Raw genomic sequence first — 17,197 nt, 5'->3', positions numbered from 1 at the left:
GATGAACGCTGCTGCAACAAAACTGCCGCTTGATATTGGCCCGATCCACTTTGTCGGGATTGGCGGCATCGGCATGTCCGGCATTGCCGAAGTGCTGATGGATCACGGTTATACGGTGCAGGGATCCGACCTGAAGACTTCGAAAATCACCGACCGCCTGCAATCGCTTGGCGCGACGGTTTTTGAAGGTCAGCGCGCCGAAAATCTTGATGATGCTGCGGTGGTCGTGATTTCATCGGCGATCAAGCCAGGTAATCCGGAACTTGATGCCGCGCGCGCGCGCGGGCTGCCGGTGGTGCGCCGCGCGGAAATGCTGGCTGAACTGATGCGCCTGAAATCCAATATCGCCGTTGCTGGCACCCACGGCAAAACCACGACCACAACGATGGTTGCGGCCCTGCTGGACGAAGGCGGTATTGATCCGACCGTGATCAACGGCGGGATCATCCATGCTTACGGGTCTAATGCGCGCATGGGGCAGGGCGAATGGATGGTGGTTGAAGCAGATGAAAGCGACGGTACTTTTAACCGGTTGCCTGCGACCATTGCGATTGTAACCAATATCGACCCAGAGCATATGGAACACTGGCGCACCGAAGAAGCGCTGCACAAAGGCTTTGACGATTTTGTGTCCAATATTCCGTTTTACGGGCTGGCCGTTTGTTGCACCGATCATCCGGCTGTGCAGGCTCTGGTTGGCCGGATCACCGACCGGCGCGTCACCACATTCGGGTTCAATGCACAGGCCGATGTGCGCGCGATCAACCTGAAATATATCGCGGGCGTTGCGCATTTTGACATCGCGCTTCAGGACGAAGGCACCACAATCGACGGCTGCGAACTGCCCATGCCCGGTGATCACAACGTGTCCAACGCGCTGTCTGCCGTTGCTGTGGCGCGGCATCTGGGGATGAAACGCGATGAAATCCGCGCCGCCCTGAAAGGGTTCAAAGGCGTGAACCGCCGCTTTACCAAAGTTGGCGAAGTGGATGGCGTGACCATCATTGACGACTATGGTCACCATCCGGTTGAAATTGCGGCTGTTCTGAAAGCGGCCCGTCAAGCCACCCAAGGGCGCGTGATTGCCGTGCATCAACCGCACCGCTTTAGCCGCCTGTCCCATCACTTTGACGATTTTTGTGCCTGCTTTAATGACGCGGATGTTGTCGGCATTTCCGATATCTTCTCGGCTGGCGAAGACCCGATCCCGGGTGCAGGGCGCGATGATCTGGTTGCGGGGCTCAAACGCCACGGGCACCGCGATGCGCGCAGCGTCACCTGCGAAGATGATCTGGAAAAGCTGGTGCGTGAAACCACCAAACCGGGTGATATGGTTGTCTGTCTGGGGGCGGGGACGATCAGTACTTGGGCCAACCGGCTGCCTGCGCGGCTTTTGGCAAAATGATGCCGCTTGTTGCTGCAGCGCTTTGGGCCGTTCTGGCCTTTGTGCTGCAATCGATCCCGTCTGACGACAATCACTGGCGGCGGGCCTATGTGCTGATGGCGCTTGGTGCGCCGATCCTGATCTGGGCGTTTTTTGTCCATGGCATCTGGATTGGCTTGGCGGTCCTTGTTTTGGGCGCGTCCGTGTTTCGCTGGCCGCTTTACTATCTTTATCTCTGGCTGGGCGCTAAATTGCGCGGGCGAAAGGATTTGTGATGCATGATCTTCCACAGGTGCGCGGCACCCTGACCGCAAACCGTGCTTTGGCGGATTTGACATGGATGCGCGTGGGCGGGCCTGCTGATCTGTTGTTTCAACCGGCCGATCTGGATGATCTGGCGGATTTTCTGGCGGCGCTGCCTGCTGATGTCCCCGTTTTTGCGATGGGCGTCGGTAGCAACCTGATCGTGCGCGACGGCGGTATTCGCGGTGTCGTGATCCGGTTGGGGCGCGGGTTCAACAGTATTGATACCAGCGGCGAACATGTGGTCGCAGGCGCTGCGGCTTTGGATGCGCATGTGGCGCGCAAAGCTGCAGACGCCGGATTTGATCTGACATTCTTGCGCACAATCCCGGGAACCATCGGTGGCGCTGTGCGGATGAATGCGGGCTGCTACGGGTTCTATGTTGCTGATGTCCTGATTTCTGTGACCGTGGTGATGCGCAATGGTGCTGTGGTGGATCTGCCTGCCAGCGATCTGCAACTGGCCTATCGCCAAAGCAACCTGCCGGACGGTGCGATTATCGTGAGCGCCACATTTGCCGCGCCGCAAGGCGATCCTGAAACACTTGCGCAGCGCATGGCCGAACAGCTTGCCAAACGCGATGAAACCCAGCCGACCAAAGACCGCACCGCCGGATCGACCTTTCGCAACCCCGCGGGGTTTTCATCCACCGGCCGCGCCGATGATGTGCATGACCTGAAGGCGTGGAAGGTCATTGATGATGCAGGTATGCGCGGGGCCACGCTTGGCGGCGCTGTGATGAATATGAAACATTCCAACTTTTTGACCAATGCGGGCGGGGCAACGGCCGCCGACCTCGAAGATTTGGGCGAGCTGGTGCGGAAAAAGGTTTACGATTCGCAAGCAATTAGACTAGAGTGGGAAATTATGCGGGTCGGCGAACGCACAGGCAATGATCCCGCAAAATAATCGGCCAAATAATGGCTAGGCCCGCAACGGGTCACAAAATGACGGGTCACCAAGATCCGCAATAAGGTGGTTGGGTATGTCGAGCAGGGCAAACCCGGAAAGCGCGAGAATTTTTGAACAGCCGATGGCAGCGCAGGCAGGCGTTGCTGCGGCGGGCATGGATTCGGGGGCGAATTTTCGGGGCAAACAATGTGAAGTGATCGTCACCGGCGAAGGTCAATTGGCGGCGTCGTCAGGCGTCTGGGTTGCCGAGGTCGTAAAATGCGACGCCTGATCCGGCGTCCGGCATATGTTGCGCCGCATGATCCGGCACCTTCAAAGCTGGGCTATCGCTGGCAGCGTCTGCTTTTGACGCCAGGATTTCGGGCGACCATGCGCATCGGTGTGCCCTTAGCGCTTATCGCCATTATTGCAGGCACATACTTTTCCAAACCGGAAAACCGCGCCGCGGTTGTCGCGCAAATTGAATCTGTCAAACAGCAGTTTCAGGACCGCCCGCAATTCATGGTCAAAGCCATGACAATCACAGGCGCAGATCAGGCCACGATGACGGCGGTTATCGGTCTGTTGCCCAGCGATTATCCGGTGTCGTCTTTTGATCTTGATCTTGAACAGACGCGCCGCACGATCGAGGCGCTTGATCCCATTAAATCGGCAAGTGTCCGCGTGGGCGCTGCCGGCACGCTTGAGGTGCGGCTGGTGCCGCGCGTGCCATCGGCGCTATGGCGCGACGGTGCGGTTTTGCGGCTGATCGATGATGAAGGCGTCGTTTCGGGCGTTGTTGCCGCGCGCTCGGAAAGGCTTGATTTGCCATTGATCGCGGGCGACGGGGCCGAACAGCATATCGCAGAGGCGCTTGCGCTGTTTGCCGCAGCCGGACCATTGGGTCCGCGTGTGCGCGGCCTTGTGCGCATGGGCGAACGGCGTTGGGATATCGTATTGGATCGCGGGCAGCGCATTTTCCTGCCCAGCGAAGGGGCGGTCGCCGCGCTTGACCGTGTGGTCGCGTTGAATGCGGCCCAAGACATGTTGGATCGCGATGTGACGGTTGTGGATATGCGCAATGCTGACCGACCCACATTGCGCATGAATGATGAAGCCGTCGCAGCGATGCGCCGCACCAATGAAACAGTAGCGACACACGGGGCAGGGAACTAATGGGCGATCTCTACGACAATCAGCGCGCGATGCGCCAAATGCGCAAAGCGGCGATGCAGCGCGGTGTTGTGGCCATTCTCGACGTGGGCACCTCGAAAATCGCCTGTTTGGTCCTGCGTTTTGACGGGCCGGAACGGTTCCGCAATGTGGATGGTGTCGGCTCGATGGCCGGTCAGTCGCAATTTCGCGTGATCGGTGCTGCGACCACACGGTCGCGCGGCGTGCGTTTTGGCGAAATTGACGCAATGCAAGAAACCGAACGCGCCGTGCGCACGGTTGTGCAGGCCGCCCAGAAAATGGCCAAAGTGCGCGTGGATCACGTGATTGCATCGCTTTCGGGCGGGCATCCACGTTCTTACGGGCTAGCAGGGGCGCTTGATGTGTCCGGTGGCGCGGTCACTGAACAAGATATCAGTCAGGTAATGGCCAATTGCGAAGTGCCCGATTACGGTGCGGACCGCGAAGTGCTGCACGCGCAGCCGGTCAATTTTGCGCTCGACCAGCGTTCTGGTCTGGCGGATCCGCGCGGCCAAATCGGCCACCGGCTGACCACGGACATGCATATGCTGACGGTCGATACAGCGACGCTGCAAAACCTGTTTTACTGTATCAAACGCTGCGATCTTGAACTCGCGGGGCTGGCATCTTCGGCCTATGTTTCGGGGATGTCTTCGCTTGTCGAGGACGAACAGGAACTGGGCGCAGCCTGCATTGATCTGGGCGGCGGATCGACCGGCATTTCGGTATTCATGAAAAAGCACATGATCTATGCGGATTCTGTGCGGATGGGCGGGGATCATATTACCTCGGATATTTCGATGGGTTTGCAGATCCCGACGGCGACCGCCGAACGGATCAAGACATTTTATGGCGGGGTTGTTGCCACAGGCATGGATGACCGCGAAATGATCGAAACCGGCGGTGAGACGGGTGATTGGGAACATGACCGGCGCACTGTAAGCCGCGCCGAACTGATCGGCATCATGCGTCCGCGCGTCGAAGAAATCCTTGAAGAGGTCCGCGCGCGGCTGGATGCTGCCGGTTTTGAACATCTTGCAGGCCAGCAGATTGTGCTGACAGGCGGCGGTAGCCAGATCCCGGGTCTTGACGGGTTGGCCAGCAAAATTCTTGGCCAGCAAGTGCGACTGGGACGCCCGTTGCGGGTGCAAGGCTTGCCGCAAGCCGCGATTGGCCCTGCGTTTTCAAGCGCCGTCGGGCTGTCGCTATTTGCGTCGAACCCGCAAGACGAATGGTGGGATTTCGAAATTCCGGCCGATCGCTACCCTGCGCGGTCTCTTAAACGTGCTGTAAAATGGTTCAAGGATAACTGGTAATGCGCAACATTTTGCCGACAGGCCGAAATCAAGCGGTTATCTGTCAATTTTTGTCCATATTTGGTGGCGATTTTGTGTTTTTCCCGTGACCTTTCGGCATCACCCCGATAGGATAGGGGGAATAAGCAGTCAGCGCCCGGTGGGACGGGCTCATAAAAACAGGCGGATTGAGCAATGACATTGAACCTCTCCCTTCCAGGGCATGACGAACTGAAACCACGTATCACTGTATTTGGTGTGGGTGGCGCTGGCGGCAACGCTGTAAACAACATGATCGAAAAAGCGCTTGAGGGTGTTGAATTCGTCGTGGCCAACACGGATGCGCAGGCATTGCAGCAGTCGCGCTCTGAACAAAAAATCCAGATGGGTCTGAAAGTGACCGAAGGTCTGGGTGCTGGCGCGCGCGCAACCGTCGGTGCGGCCGCTGCCGAAGAAAGCATTGAACAAATCGTTGATCACCTTGCGGGCGCACATATGTGTTTCATCACCGCAGGTATGGGTGGCGGCACCGGCACCGGTGCGGCCCCGATCATTGCACAAGCAGCCCGTGAACTGGGTGTTCTGACTGTTGGTGTCGTCACCAAACCGTTCCAGTTCGAAGGCGCAAAGCGTATGAAGCAAGCCGATGCAGGTATCGAAGCCCTGCAAAAGGTTGTTGATACGCTGATCATCATTCCGAACCAGAACCTGTTCCGTCTGGCCAATGAAAACACCACGTTCACCGAAGCCTTCGCACTTGCAGATGACGTTCTGTATCAGGGTGTCAAAGGCGTGACCGATCTGATGGTCCGTCCGGGCCTGATCAACCTTGATTTTGCCGATGTGCGCGCCGTGATGGACGAAATGGGCAAGGCGATGATGGGCACAGGCGAAGCCGAAGGCGAAAACCGCGCAATTCAAGCCGCTGAAAAAGCGATCGCGAATCCGCTGCTGGATGAAATCAGCCTCGAAGGCGCGAAGGGCGTGTTGATCAACATCACCGGTTCACACGATCTGACCCTGTTCGAACTGGACGAAGCGGCCAACAAGATCCGCGAAAAAGTCGACCCAGAAGCAAACATCATTGTCGGCTCTACGCTTGATACCAGCATGGAAGGCCGGATGCGCGTTTCTGTGGTTGCCACAGGGATCGATGCCGCGAAAGGCAGCGCCGACGCACCATTGCCACGCCGCAGCATGGCGTCACCATTGGCGCAACCAGCCGCAGCGGAAATGCCTGCGCCTGTGCCTGCGCCCGCACCGGCACCTGTACAGGAAACTGCCGCGCAAGTGGCCGCACCTGCACCTGCACCGCAGCAACAAGTCGAAGAACGGACATTGTTCCAGGATCTGGACATGCCCGCCACGCCAGCGCGGCCCGCACAGCAGGCCGCAGCAGCGGATGATCTGCCACCGCCTGCCTATACGCCGCGCGCGGAACCAACCGTGACCGAAGCCGACAGATTTGTGGCACCCCGTGCGCCTGGCACCCCATCGCCAGAGGCGCTTGCCCGCTTGCAAGCCGCCGTGAACCGCGCGCCCAAGCCACAACAGGCCGAAGCACAGGTCGCGACCGCACGCGAAGAGGCTGAAAAGCCGCGCTTTGGGATCAATTCCCTGATCAACCGGATGACTGGCGCACATGCAGAAGCCGCAGCCGGCCAACCCGTACGCGCCCAGCCGCAGGTCACACCGCTGCACCAGGAACCCGAAGCGAACGAAGATCAAGATCGCATCGAAATCCCTGCTTTCTTGCGTCGTCAGGCCAATTAAGAGCCGCCGTGACGTTGCGTTAGTGAATTGGAAAGGTCGCCCTCGGGCGGCCTTTTTCGTTTAATAGTAATGGGTTAGTTGGGGTGCCACAGAATTGCCATGTGATGTTTCAACCCGTTACAAAGAGTGAGTTGAGCCGCACAGCCCTTGGCCTTAGGTCTATTGTTAACCACAGGAATCACCAAAGGCGCCACACAACCGTGCAAACGACACTGAAAACCAAAGTTGCCTTTGATGGCACGGGTCTGCATTCGGGTGCGCCTGTTTCAGTCGTATTGCATCCGGCGCCGGCAAATGCCGGTATTGTGTTCCGGCGGGTTGATTTGCCCGATATGCCGCGTCTGGCTGCAAAATGGGACGGGGTGATTGTGTCGCCTTTGAACACGCGGCTCGAGAATGCGGACGGGGTGATCGTTTCGACGATCGAACACCTGATGGCCGCACTTTCCGGCTGTGGCGTGCATAACGTACTGATCGATATTGATGGGCCCGAAGTGCCTATTCTTGACGGCAGCGCTGCAACCTTTGTGCGGGGCATTGTAAAGACGGGGCTGACCCGTCTATCCGCACCTTTGCGAGCGATCGAAATTCTCAAGGAGATTTCAGTTTCCGAAGGTCCGTCCTTTGCGCAGCTTTCGCCCGCGACCTCTTTGCAAATCGATTTTGCAATTGATTTTGCCGATGCGGCGATTGGCAAGCAGCATAAGACGCTAAATATGGCCAATGGCACATTTGTGCGCGAACTTTGCGACAGCCGGACATTTTGCCGCTCTGCGGATGTGGATGCGATGCATGCCAATGGTCTGGCGCTTGGCGGGTCGATGGAAAACGCAGTGGTTGTTGATGGCGCACAGGTGCTGACCCCCGGCGGTCTGCGCCACACAGACGAGGCCGTGCGTCACAAGATGCTGGATGCATTGGGCGATCTTTATACCGCAGGCGGTCCGATCTTGGGGCGCTATACGGGTAATCGCGCGGGGCATGCGCTGACCAATCGGCTGCTGCACGCGCTTTTTGCCGATTCTTCTGCTTGGCGCTGGGTCAATTGCGACGCAAAAATTGCGGCGCGCCTGCCTGGTGTCGGGGTAAGTGCGGCCGATCTGCACGCAGTTGCCTAGGCGCACATCACACAGTTGATCACTGGTCGCTCAAAAGGCATTTTGCACCAGATTTTTCTATGCTAGACCAATGCCTAACAATTGGTGCCTGCCCTGCGCGCGCCGTCTAGTAATGAGGTCGCTTCATGTCAGTCAGCTTGGACACACTCCGTTTTCGGACAACACAGATGGGTGCCGCTCTGGCGCTTGTGGTTTTGTCCGCATGTGGGGCCGGTAACGCAACTGCCCCTTTGGACGATATGACCGCTGACCAGATTTTCGCCCGCGCCGAACAGCAACTGGCAAGCGGCAGGCAAGATGATGCCGCCTTTACCTTTGGCGAAATCGAGCGTTTGTACCCTTATTCGGAATTTGCCCAGCGAGCGCTGGTCATGCAGGCCTATGCCTACCACCGCGACGAAGACTATGAAAACAGCCGCGCCTCGGCGCAGCGTTTTCTGGATTTCTATCCGGCCGAACAGGATGCGCCCTATGCGGCCTATCTGTTGGCGCTGTCCTATTATGACCAGATTGACGACATCGGCCGCGATCAGGGGCTGACCTTTCAGGCGTTGCAAGCCTTGCGCACCGTGATCGAGCGGTATCCCGATAGTGAATATGCACGTTCGGCCGTGCTAAAATTCGATCTGGCCTTTGATCATCTGGCCGCCAAGGAAATGGAGATCGGTCGCTATTACCTTAAGCGGGGCCATTATGCGGCTGCCGCCAACCGTTTCCGCACCGTGGTCGAAGACTTCCAGACTACCGTACATACGCCCGAGGCCTTGCACAGGCTGGTCGAATCCTACCTGTCGCTTGGTCTGACCGCCGAAGCCCAAAGCGCAGGCGCGATTCTGGGCCACAACTACCGGTCAACCGAATGGTACGAATCCAGCTATGCGCTGTTGACGGGTCAAGGGCTGGCAGCGGATGTGTCCGGAGACAATTGGCTGGCGTCGATTTACCGGCAGGTTTTGCGCGGCGAATGGCTGTAATCACCGCGAGGCTCGGGGGCTGATATGCTGCGCGGTCTTGATATCCGGGATATGCTGATCATTGACCGGCTGGAACTTGCGTTTCAACCGGGGCTGAATGTGCTGACCGGCGAAACCGGCGCCGGGAAATCTATCTTGCTTGATTCGCTTGGTTTTGTCCTGGGCTGGCGCGGGCGCGCCGAATTGGTGCGCCAAGGTGCCGATCAGGGCGAGGTCACAGCATGGTTCGACCTGCCCGCTGGGCACCCTGCCTTTGCCGTTCTTGCCGATGCGGGGATCAGTGCCGAGGATGAATTGATCTTGCGCCGCGTCAATACCCGCGACGGGCGCAAAACTGCATGGATCAACGACCGCCGCGTCAGCGGTGAGGTTTTGCGCAACCTGTCGGAAACTTTGGTCGAACTGCACGGACAGCACGATGATCGCGGGCTGCTGAACCCGCGCGGGCATCAGGATATGCTGGATACCTATGCAGGTCTTGCGCCTGATCTGGACAAGACCCGCGCGGCATGGCGGCAACTGGCCGAGACGCAAAAGGCGCTTGCTGCGGCGCAGGCGCGCATTGCCGCCGCCCAAGCCGAAGAAGAATATTTGCGCCACGCGGTAGCCGAGCTTGATGCGCTATCGCCCGAAGCAGGCGAGGAAGCCGCGCTTGATACGCAGCGCCGCATGATGCAAGCCGCCGAAAAGATCCGTGTAGACATCAGCAAAGCAGGCGAGGCCTTGGGGCTCAACGGTGCCGAAGGCATGGTTAGCGATGCCTCGCGCTGGCTGATCGGCGTGGCAGGCAAGGCCGAAGGGCAGCTTGATGAACCGCTGGCCGCCATTGAGCGCGCACAACTGGCGCTGGATGATGCGCAAAACGGCGTTGCACGCTGTTTGGACGCGCTGTCGTTCGACACGACCGACCTTGAGAACGTCGAAGAACGGCTGTTTGCCATTCGCGGGCTTGCGCGCAAGCACGGGGTGCTGGCCGATGATCTGCGCGGCTTTGCCGATGATCTGCGCGCGCGGCTTGCGGTGCTTGATGATGGTGCGCGTGATCTTAAGGTGCTGAACGGAAATTTGCAGACGGCGCAGGCGATCTATGCAGAAGCCGCCGCACAGCTGACCCAAAAGCGGCAGAATGCGGCCAAAGCGCTTGATCAGGCGATGGCGGCAGAACTGGCACCGCTGAAGATGGAGCGCGCGGTTTTTGCTACCGATATCAATACCGCCGATCCCGGCCCGACAGGGCAGGACGCGGTGGCCTTTACCGTGGCCACGAACCCCGGCGCACCTGCGGGGCCGCTCAACAAAATCGCATCGGGCGGGGAACTCAGCCGGTTTTTGCTTGCTTTGAAGGTCTGCCTTACCCAAGCCGATGCCGGGCTTACCATGATCTTTGACGAGATCGACCGCGGCGTTGGCGGTGCCACTGCGGATGCCGTCGGGCGCAGGCTGGCGGAGCTGGCGGATGGCGGGCAGGTTTTGGTCGTGACCCATTCGCCGCAGGTGGCCGCATTGGGCGGGCATCATTGGCGGGTTGAAAAACGGCAGAATGATACGGCAACAACATCAACGGTTGTGGCACTTGATGCGGCGGCGCGGGTGGATGAAATCGCGCGCATGATTTCGGGGGACCGTGTGACCGATGCCGCCCGTGCTGCGGCGCAAGCGCTTATCGCGGGCCAGAAATAAGATAGGGGCGGAATGCAAACATTCCACCCCTAGAAATTGTTACCCGACCCACTCACTACACCGCATCTTTTCCACTCACGTCAAAGATGCGTATCTCACACAATCGCTGATCGAGACAAAACTGATCTCACACTCAGCGCGATGATCGTTAACAAACACACAAATGATCTTTTTTTACTGGCAAAAACACGAGGACAAATAGCCTCTGAATATCAATCTACCAGAGCGAGAAGGGGTGGATCAACCTGTACCAAAGTATGTCACTAATTCTGACCTAAATTGCAAAGCAATCGCCGCAACCCTGCGGAGTGGTCCGAAATTCTTGCATTTTTGCGGAAATTTTACGTAATCGATTTCAGATACATTATGTATTGATAGTAATGCAAAAAAGATGATTTGCTGAAATGTCCATCATAGTGCGGAAGACGGCAAAATACAATCTATGAGGGTTCTGTGCTTGCGCTAACGAATTTGCGCCCAGTGCTGACGTCGATATTTGTGTACATCCACTGCGGGTGCGATGATTCAAAATTTGCCAAAACTGATTCGGTTTTGTGCAAATGCAATGAAAACTGCAGCGCGCGCCTTCGCGCTTGGACAAGCGCTACGGATCGCATACACCAAAGATTAAGGCGCAGCGCGCCGATGGGCGATTTGGGATGATCAGCGGCATGGGCGAGCCGATCAAGAAACTGATACGGCAAGGGGTCGATGAGGCTAAGACAGCCTGTTTCGACGCGGCGCGCGTGATCAAGACCCGCGGCCCTACGCAAGTTCAGTTTTGGTTTATTGCGCTGGCGATTGGCATTGGTGCCGGGCTGGCTGCGCTGCTGTTCCGTCTTGGCATTACATTTATTCAGTCGAGCCTTTATGGCACCGATGATGTGCGCAACCTGCATAGTTTTGTAGCGGGGCTTGCTTGGTATCAGATCGTCGCGATTCCGGTGATTGGCGGGCTGATCGTCGGGATCATTCTGGACAGGTTTACCGATGACGGGCGGGCGCGTTCGGTCGGGGATGTCATCGAGTCTGCCGCGCTTTTCGAAGGGCGGGTCGAAGCGCGCAGGGGGATTGCCTCGGCGCTGGCCTCGCTCATTACCTTGTCATCGGGTGGATCGACAGGGCGCGAAGGCCCCGTGGTGCATCTGGCAGCGGTGATATCGACCGTGGTTTGCCGCTGGATCAATGCCAACGGGATTACGGGGCGCGACCTGTTGGGCTGTGCGGTGGCGGCGGCGGTTTCGGCCAGTTTCAACGCACCAATCGCAGGGGCGCTTTTTGCGCTCGAGGTCGTGTTGCGCCATTTTGCAGTGCATGCCTTTGCCCCGATTGTCATTGCATCGGTGGCGGGCACGGTGATTAACCGGCTGGCGTTTGGCGATGTGACGGAATTTGTGCTGCCCACGCAGCAGGCGCTTGCTTTTTATGTCGAACTGCCCGCTTTCTTGATTCTTGGCATGGTTTGTGGCCTCGTGGCCGTCATCTTGATGAAGGCCATTTTTTGGGCCGATGATTTTGGCACCTATGTGCAGCGTGAAATTGGGCTGCCGCGATTCTTGCGCCCGGCCATTGCGGGTGGGCTTGTGGGGATGCTCGCAATCTGGTGGCCGCATGTGATCGGGGTGGGCTATGAAACCACGTCAGCCGCGCTCAAGGGGCAGTTGCTGCTGCATGAGGCGATCACATTTGGCATTCTCAAAGTCGTGGCGGTGGCGATTACCATGGGCGGCCGCATGGGCGGCGGTGTGTTTTCGCCCTCGTTGATGGTGGGGGCGCTGACAGGTTTGGCTTTTGGCGCAATTGCCACGGCAATTTTTCCAACCGTTTCTGGCGAAGGCACGCTTTATGCGCTGGCGGGGATGGGGGCGGTTGCCGCCGCCGTACTGGGCGCGCCGATATCGACCACATTGATTGTGTTTGAACTGACTGGGGACTGGCAGACAGGGCTTGCGGTTATGGTGGCTGTGTCACTGTCAACGGCACTGTCGTCGCGGCTGGTGGACCGGTCGTTTTTCCTTACGCAGCTCGAACGGCGCAATGTGCATTTGGCGGCAGGGCCGCAAGCCTATCTTTTGGCGACGTTCAAAGTGTCCACTATCATGCGCCCCACGGATACGCCGCGCGCCGCTCCAGAGGAAATCTGCTGGGATCTGATCCGCGACGGGGTCTATATTGATGGCAATGCCACGCTGGAACAGGCGATGCCGATGTTTGACCAGGCTGGTCAGACATTTATCCCTGTTGTCACATTGGGTGGCGAAGATAGCCCGCCCGCGCTGTGGGGCGCGCTGTTTCAGGTGGATGCACTAAAAGCGATGAACCGCGCGCTATCTGAAACAGCCGCCGAGGAACATTCTTAGACCTGCTCGACCGCTACTTTTTCGGCATAGAAGGCAAGGTAGTCCTTGATTTGCGCGACCTGCGGGTTCGGGTTTTCATAGGACCAGACGGCGTCAGCTATCGGCCCGCTTTTCGCGACGATTGAAAAATAGGATGCGGTGCCTTTGTACGGGCATTGGGTTGTGGTCTGTGATGGCTCTAGAAAGGCCATGGCGATATCGCTGCGCGGGAAATAGATCACGGGCGCATTGTCGCCTTCGGTCAATTCAAGCGCGTCCTGGCTTTCGCCCAGAACCGCCCCGCCGGCGCGGACAACCCATGTTCCCGTTGCCGGACGAATTTGAATGTGATCAGCCATGGACGATTCCTTTGGTGGTGGCGGCAGGTTTGCCGCCAGAGAGTTGTTGGGCGATGTGACAGGATGATGTCAAAGCGGCGCGCAGGCCGCAGTCAACCAACTGCGCGTTGCTTCGTCAAGGTCCGACGCCAACAGCCCAATCGTTTGCCTGTGATATTGGTCGATCCAGTCCCGTTCTGCATCCGACAAAAGCGCCACATCAATCAACCGCCGGTCAAAGGGCACATAGGTCAGCGTGTCAAAGGCCAGCATGTCACGCGCATCCGCGCCCGCCAATGCGGGGGCAGGGACCGTCACGATCAGGTTTTCGATGCGGATGCCAAAGGCCCCCTCGCGGTAATAGCCCGGCTCGTTCGACAGGATCATACCCGCCGCGAGCGCCACATCCGAACGCCGCGATATCCCTTGCGGGCCTTCGTGGACGCTCAGGTAGCTGCCGACGCCGTGGCCGGTGCCGTGGTCATAATCCTGCCCCGCCAGCCAAAGCGGCGCGCGTGCAAGCGCATCCAGATGCTGCCCGCCGACGCCTTTGGGGAACCGGATGCGGCTGATTGCAATCACCCCTTGCAGCACACGGGTATAGCATTGGCGGTGGTCTTCGGTTGGGGTGCCTATGATCACGGTGCGGGTGATATCGGTGGTGCCGTCGATATATTGGCCGCCACTATCGACAAGCAGCAATTCACCGGATTTCACCGCGCGGTTGGTGTCCGCGCTGACCCTGTAATGCACGATGGCCCCGTTTGGCCCCGCGCCGCAAATGGTTTCAAAGCTGATATCGCGCAGCGCGTTTGTCTGCGCGCGAAACCCTTCAAGCGCTGTCACAACATCGATTTCGGTCAGATGGCCCTTGGGGGCTTGGGCATCCAGCCACGCCAGAAACCGCACCATCGCAAGCCCGTCGCGGTGGTGGGCGGCTTTGGCGCCTGCGATTTCGGTCGGGTTCTTGATCGCTTTGGGCAGCAAACAGGGGTCGGGCGCATGTTTGACGCTTGCACCCGCGTTCTGCAGCGTCGTCGCAATGTGTTCGGGGCAGGATTTCGGGTCGATTTGCACCATACCCGAGATCTGCCCAAGCGCCGTTTCAAACTGGTCAATCGCGTGCAGCCCGATATCAGTCCCAAGATGATCGCGGATGCTCTCCGCTTTGCCAGCACCTGCAAAAAGATCAACCTTGCCAGATGCATAAAGGATCGCAAAACTTTGCGGGACAGGATTGCGCTCAATATCGCTGCCGCGAATGTTCAACAGCCACGCAATGCTATCGGGCTGGGTCAGCACCGCGGCATCCGCTGTTAGCGCATTCGCCAGCCGCGCGCGTTTATCGGCATGGGGTTCGCCTGCAAATTCAAGCGCTTGCACCGTGAATGGTGCTGCGGGGGCAAGTGGCTGATCGGGCCAGATTGCATCGACCAGATTATCGGTGGCGCGCAGTTCATAACCCTCTAGCTTATCTGCAAGCTGGGCAATCTCAGCCGCGCTGTGCAGCCAAGGGTCAAAGCCGATAACCGCACCTTTGGGCAGATGATCCAAGACCCAATCGGCCAGTTGCGTTTCCGGCCAATGCACAGGGGTGAACACATCCGCAACCTCTGCGCGGACCTGCACGCGGTAACGCCCGTCGATAAAGACACCCGCGATATCGCGCAGCACCACACAAAACCCTGCCGAGCCTGAAAACCCCGTCAGCCACGCAAGCCGTGCGTCGCGCGGGGCGACATATTCGCCCTGATGCGCATCGGCACGCGGCACGATAAACGCATCAATGCTCCGGTCGCGCATCAGCGCGCGTAGGGCTGCCAGCCTTGGCGGGCCTTGGTCAGGGGTCGTTTGTGCAGCAAAAGTTTGGAACATTATCTACCCTATTTGTTATGCAGCCAAAGACGCGGCGCAGGACGTAAATCAAATTTCGCGAAATTTGAATGCCGCTAGCCTGCCTTGCGCATGCCTAGCACCCGCGCCCGTTTGCGCGGATCACTGTCAAACAGGCTGGCAAGCTGTTCGGTCATCGCACCGGCAAGCTGTTCAACATCTGTAATCGTAACGGCGCGGTCATAATAGCGGGTCACATCATGGCCGATCCCGATTGCGACCAGTTCCACCGCCTTGCGCTTTTCGACCATCGCAATCACGTCGCGCAGGTGTTTTTCCAGATAATTGGCGGGGTTCACGGAAAGTGTAGAATCATCCACCGGTGCCCCGTCCGAGATGACCATCAGGATTTTGCGCGCCTCTGGCCGGTTCACAGTGCGCCGGTGCGCCCATTCAAGCGCCTCGCCGTCGATGTTTTCTTTCAGCAGCCCTTCTTTCATCATCAGACCCAGATTGGGCCGTGTCCGCCGCCATGGCGCATCGGCGGATTTATAGATGATATGGCGCAGATCGTTCAGCCGTCCGGGTTTTGCGGCACGCCCGTCACCCAGCCATTTTTCGCGCGACATGCCGCCTTTCCACGCCTTGGTGGTAAAGCCAAGGATCTCGACCTTGACGTCGCAGCGTTCCAGCGTGCGCGCCATGACATCGGCACAGATTGCCGCGATAGAAATCGGGCGACCCCGCATGGACCCCGAGTTATCAAGCAGCAATGTCACGACAGTGTCGCGAAATTCGGTGTCTTTTTCGACCTTGAACGACAAGGGCGTGGTCGGCGATGCCACCACCCGCGCAAGCCGTCCGGCATCCAGAATGCCTTCTTCGCGGTCAAATTCCCACGACCGGTTTTGCTGGGCCTGCAGGCGGCGCTGCAATTTATTCGCCAAGCGGCTAACTGCGCCCTTGAGCGGTTCAAGCTGCTGATCCAGATAGGCGCGCAGCCGTTCCAGTTCAGCCGGTTCCGCCAGATCTTCGGCGCCGATTTCTTCATCAAATTCAGTGCTATAAACGGTATAGTCAGGGTCCGCGTCCGATACGGGTTGCGGCGCGGGCGGGTCAAGCGGGGCTTCGCCTTCGGGCATTTCTGCCTCTTCGCCCATTTCCTGATCAGCCTGATCATCCATGCTGACCTGCGCCTGATTGGCGTCTTGCTGTTCGTCTTGGGATTGCTCGGGCGATGCGTCGGCTTCTTCGCCTTCGCTTTCGTCATCATCGCCGTTGCTATCTGGTTCTTGTTCTTCTTCGCCGCCATCTTCGGCGGTGTCGTCCTGATCATCATCAAGACTGTCAGGGTCATCACCCAGCTGGTCGCCATAGCCCAGATCGCTGATCAGCTGGCGCGCCAGTTTGGCAAAGGCTTTTTGATCGGCCAGCACATCGCCCAATCCTTCAAGCGTGCCATCGCATTGTTCCTCGATGAAGCCGCGCCATAGTTCGAGCACATTATCCGCGCCTTTGGGCAGCGCGCGCCCGGTCGCCATTTGCCGGATCATATAGCCCGCCGCCACGGCCAATGGCGCGTCAGAGGCGTTCGAAATCTGGTCATAACCCTTGCGCATAGCTTCGTTTGCGATTTTCGCGTCGATATTGCCCGCCGTGCCGGGCATATGGCGTGCGCCGACGGCTTCGATCCGCGCGGTTTCCATCGCCTCATACAGGTCACGCGCCATCTGCCCTTGGGGCATATAGCGGGCCGCAACATTCGCGTCGTGGAACTTATGGCGCAGCGCAAATGCATCTGCAGTCCCGCGCGCAAGCAGCACCTCGTCGCGGGTCATGCGCCGCGTGACTTGGGGCAGGCGGATGCTATCGGCGGTTTGTCCAGCCGGATCAACGGAATAGGTGACCGACAGTTCACTATCGTCGGCCAGAACCTTGGTCGCTTCGGCCAGCGCTTTTTTAAACGGATCGGCGGGGTTGTCGGTCGGGTTCTTCATGCGCTGCGTCCTTTGTTAAGGCGCAAACTAATGAGGCAACCGCGCAATGACCAGAGCCAAGACCGTCAAAATGATCA

The 17,197-nt window shown here is 58.5% G+C and carries 14 protein-coding genes; 11 read left to right on the top strand and 3 right to left on the bottom strand.

Going from position 1 to position 17,197, the window contains the following annotated elements; all coding sequences use genetic code 11:
• Window position 1: 1 nt before the first annotated feature.
• From murC to BM320_RS09365, 11 genes are all read left to right on the top strand, one after another.
• Window positions 2–1,405 (top strand): UDP-N-acetylmuramate--L-alanine ligase, encoded by a 1,404-nt coding sequence (gene murC, locus BM320_RS09410; protein WP_090199321.1) that lies wholly within the window; start codon window positions 2–4, stop codon window positions 1,403–1,405.
• Entirely contained in the window at window positions 1,402–1,659 is a 258-nt protein-coding gene (locus BM320_RS09405) for a DUF2484 family protein (RefSeq protein WP_090199319.1), read from the top strand. The genes murC and BM320_RS09405 overlap by 4 nt, the downstream gene beginning before the upstream one ends.
• The gene (gene murB / locus BM320_RS09400) at window positions 1,659–2,597 is read left to right on the top strand and encodes a UDP-N-acetylmuramate dehydrogenase (RefSeq protein ID WP_090199317.1); all 939 of its coding nucleotides are present in this window, start codon (window positions 1,659–1,661) and stop codon (window positions 2,595–2,597) included. Before BM320_RS09405 ends, murB begins: the two co-directional genes overlap by 1 nt.
• A gap of 76 nt (window positions 2,598–2,673) precedes the next feature.
• Window positions 2,674–2,871, top strand: a complete 198-nt coding sequence (locus BM320_RS16295; RefSeq protein ID WP_131802366.1) for a hypothetical protein — start codon at window positions 2,674–2,676, stop codon at window positions 2,869–2,871.
• Entirely contained in the window at window positions 2,859–3,755 is an 897-nt protein-coding gene (locus BM320_RS09395) for a cell division protein FtsQ/DivIB (protein ID WP_090199315.1), read from the top strand. Before BM320_RS16295 ends, BM320_RS09395 begins: the two co-directional genes overlap by 13 nt.
• Window positions 3,755–5,089 (top strand): cell division protein FtsA, encoded by a 1,335-nt coding sequence (ftsA, locus tag BM320_RS09390; RefSeq protein ID WP_090199312.1) that lies wholly within the window; start codon window positions 3,755–3,757, stop codon window positions 5,087–5,089. The genes BM320_RS09395 and ftsA overlap by 1 nt, the downstream gene beginning before the upstream one ends.
• 174 nt (window positions 5,090–5,263) lie before the next feature.
• Window positions 5,264–6,841 carry a cell division protein FtsZ gene (gene ftsZ / locus BM320_RS09385; protein ID WP_090199309.1) on the top strand — a complete coding sequence of 526 codons (1,578 nt, stop codon included), beginning with the start codon at window positions 5,264–5,266 and terminating at the stop codon, window positions 6,839–6,841.
• 200 nt (window positions 6,842–7,041) lie between these two features.
• On the top strand, window positions 7,042–7,959 hold the full coding sequence (gene lpxC / locus BM320_RS09380; protein WP_090199307.1) for a UDP-3-O-acyl-N-acetylglucosamine deacetylase: 918 nt from the start codon (window positions 7,042–7,044) through the stop codon (window positions 7,957–7,959).
• Window positions 7,960–8,084: 125 nt separating this feature from the next.
• The gene (locus tag BM320_RS09375; RefSeq protein ID WP_090199305.1) at window positions 8,085–8,933 is read left to right on the top strand and encodes an outer membrane protein assembly factor BamD; all 849 of its coding nucleotides are present in this window, start codon (window positions 8,085–8,087) and stop codon (window positions 8,931–8,933) included.
• Window positions 8,934–8,957: 24 nt separating this feature from the next.
• A complete protein-coding gene (gene recN / locus BM320_RS09370) occupies window positions 8,958–10,613 on the top strand; it encodes a DNA repair protein RecN (RefSeq protein ID WP_090199302.1) in 1,656 nt (551 codons plus the stop codon).
• 671 nt (window positions 10,614–11,284) lie between these two features.
• Window positions 11,285–12,973 (top strand): chloride channel protein, encoded by a 1,689-nt coding sequence (locus BM320_RS09365; protein ID WP_090200522.1) that lies wholly within the window; start codon window positions 11,285–11,287, stop codon window positions 12,971–12,973.
• On the opposite strand, the gene BM320_RS09360 is transcribed toward BM320_RS09365, so the two are convergent.
• The 3 genes from BM320_RS09360 to cobT all read right to left on the bottom strand — a co-directional run bounded on the left by BM320_RS09360 (window position 12,970) and on the right by cobT (window position 17,120).
• Window positions 12,970–13,311 (bottom strand): DUF427 domain-containing protein, encoded by a 342-nt coding sequence (locus tag BM320_RS09360; RefSeq protein ID WP_090199300.1) that lies wholly within the window; start codon window positions 13,309–13,311, stop codon window positions 12,970–12,972. The two genes, BM320_RS09365 and BM320_RS09360, sit on opposite strands and share 4 nt — an antisense overlap.
• 69 nt (window positions 13,312–13,380) lie before the next feature.
• Window positions 13,381–15,165 carry an aminopeptidase P family protein gene (locus BM320_RS09355; protein ID WP_090199297.1) on the bottom strand — a complete coding sequence of 595 codons (1,785 nt, stop codon included), beginning with the start codon at window positions 15,163–15,165 and terminating at the stop codon, window positions 13,381–13,383.
• A 74-nt stretch (window positions 15,166–15,239) separates the two neighbouring features.
• Window positions 15,240–17,120, bottom strand: a complete 1,881-nt coding sequence (gene cobT / locus BM320_RS09350; RefSeq protein ID WP_090199295.1) for a cobaltochelatase subunit CobT — start codon at window positions 17,118–17,120, stop codon at window positions 15,240–15,242.
• Between the last annotated feature and the right edge of the window lie 77 nt (window positions 17,121–17,197).

The organism is Yoonia tamlensis (assembly GCF_900115105.1).
Taxonomy (GTDB): domain Bacteria; phylum Pseudomonadota; class Alphaproteobacteria; order Rhodobacterales; family Rhodobacteraceae; genus Yoonia; species Yoonia tamlensis.
Note: the sequence above shows the minus strand (reverse complement) of the source record. Positions and strands in the feature narration are given on the sequence as shown.

What these genes read in the sequence shown, in the direction of transcription:
- murC (WP_090199321.1), top strand. Translation starts at nt 2, where the DNA reads ATGAACGCTGCTGCAACAAAACTGCCGCTTGATATTGGCCCGATCCAC.
- BM320_RS09405 (WP_090199319.1), top strand. Translation starts at nt 1,402, where the DNA reads ATGATGCCGCTTGTTGCTGCAGCGCTTTGGGCCGTTCTGGCCTTTGTG.
- murB (WP_090199317.1), top strand. Translation starts at nt 1,659, where the DNA reads ATGCATGATCTTCCACAGGTGCGCGGCACCCTGACCGCAAACCGTGCT.
- BM320_RS16295 (WP_131802366.1), top strand. Translation starts at nt 2,674, where the DNA reads ATGTCGAGCAGGGCAAACCCGGAAAGCGCGAGAATTTTTGAACAGCCG.
- BM320_RS09395 (WP_090199315.1), top strand. Translation starts at nt 2,859, where the DNA reads ATGCGACGCCTGATCCGGCGTCCGGCATATGTTGCGCCGCATGATCCG.
- ftsA (WP_090199312.1), top strand. Translation starts at nt 3,755, where the DNA reads ATGGGCGATCTCTACGACAATCAGCGCGCGATGCGCCAAATGCGCAAA.
- ftsZ (WP_090199309.1), top strand. Translation starts at nt 5,264, where the DNA reads ATGACATTGAACCTCTCCCTTCCAGGGCATGACGAACTGAAACCACGT.
- BM320_RS09375 (WP_090199305.1), top strand. Translation starts at nt 8,085, where the DNA reads ATGTCAGTCAGCTTGGACACACTCCGTTTTCGGACAACACAGATGGGT.
- recN (WP_090199302.1), top strand. Translation starts at nt 8,958, where the DNA reads ATGCTGCGCGGTCTTGATATCCGGGATATGCTGATCATTGACCGGCTG.
- BM320_RS09365 (WP_090200522.1), top strand. Translation starts at nt 11,285, where the DNA reads ATGGGCGAGCCGATCAAGAAACTGATACGGCAAGGGGTCGATGAGGCT.
- BM320_RS09360 (WP_090199300.1), bottom strand. Translation starts at nt 13,311, where the DNA reads ATGGCTGATCACATTCAAATTCGTCCGGCAACGGGAACATGGGTTGTC.
- BM320_RS09355 (WP_090199297.1), bottom strand. Translation starts at nt 15,165, where the DNA reads ATGTTCCAAACTTTTGCTGCACAAACGACCCCTGACCAAGGCCCGCCA.
- cobT (WP_090199295.1), bottom strand. Translation starts at nt 17,120, where the DNA reads ATGAAGAACCCGACCGACAACCCCGCCGATCCGTTTAAAAAAGCGCTG.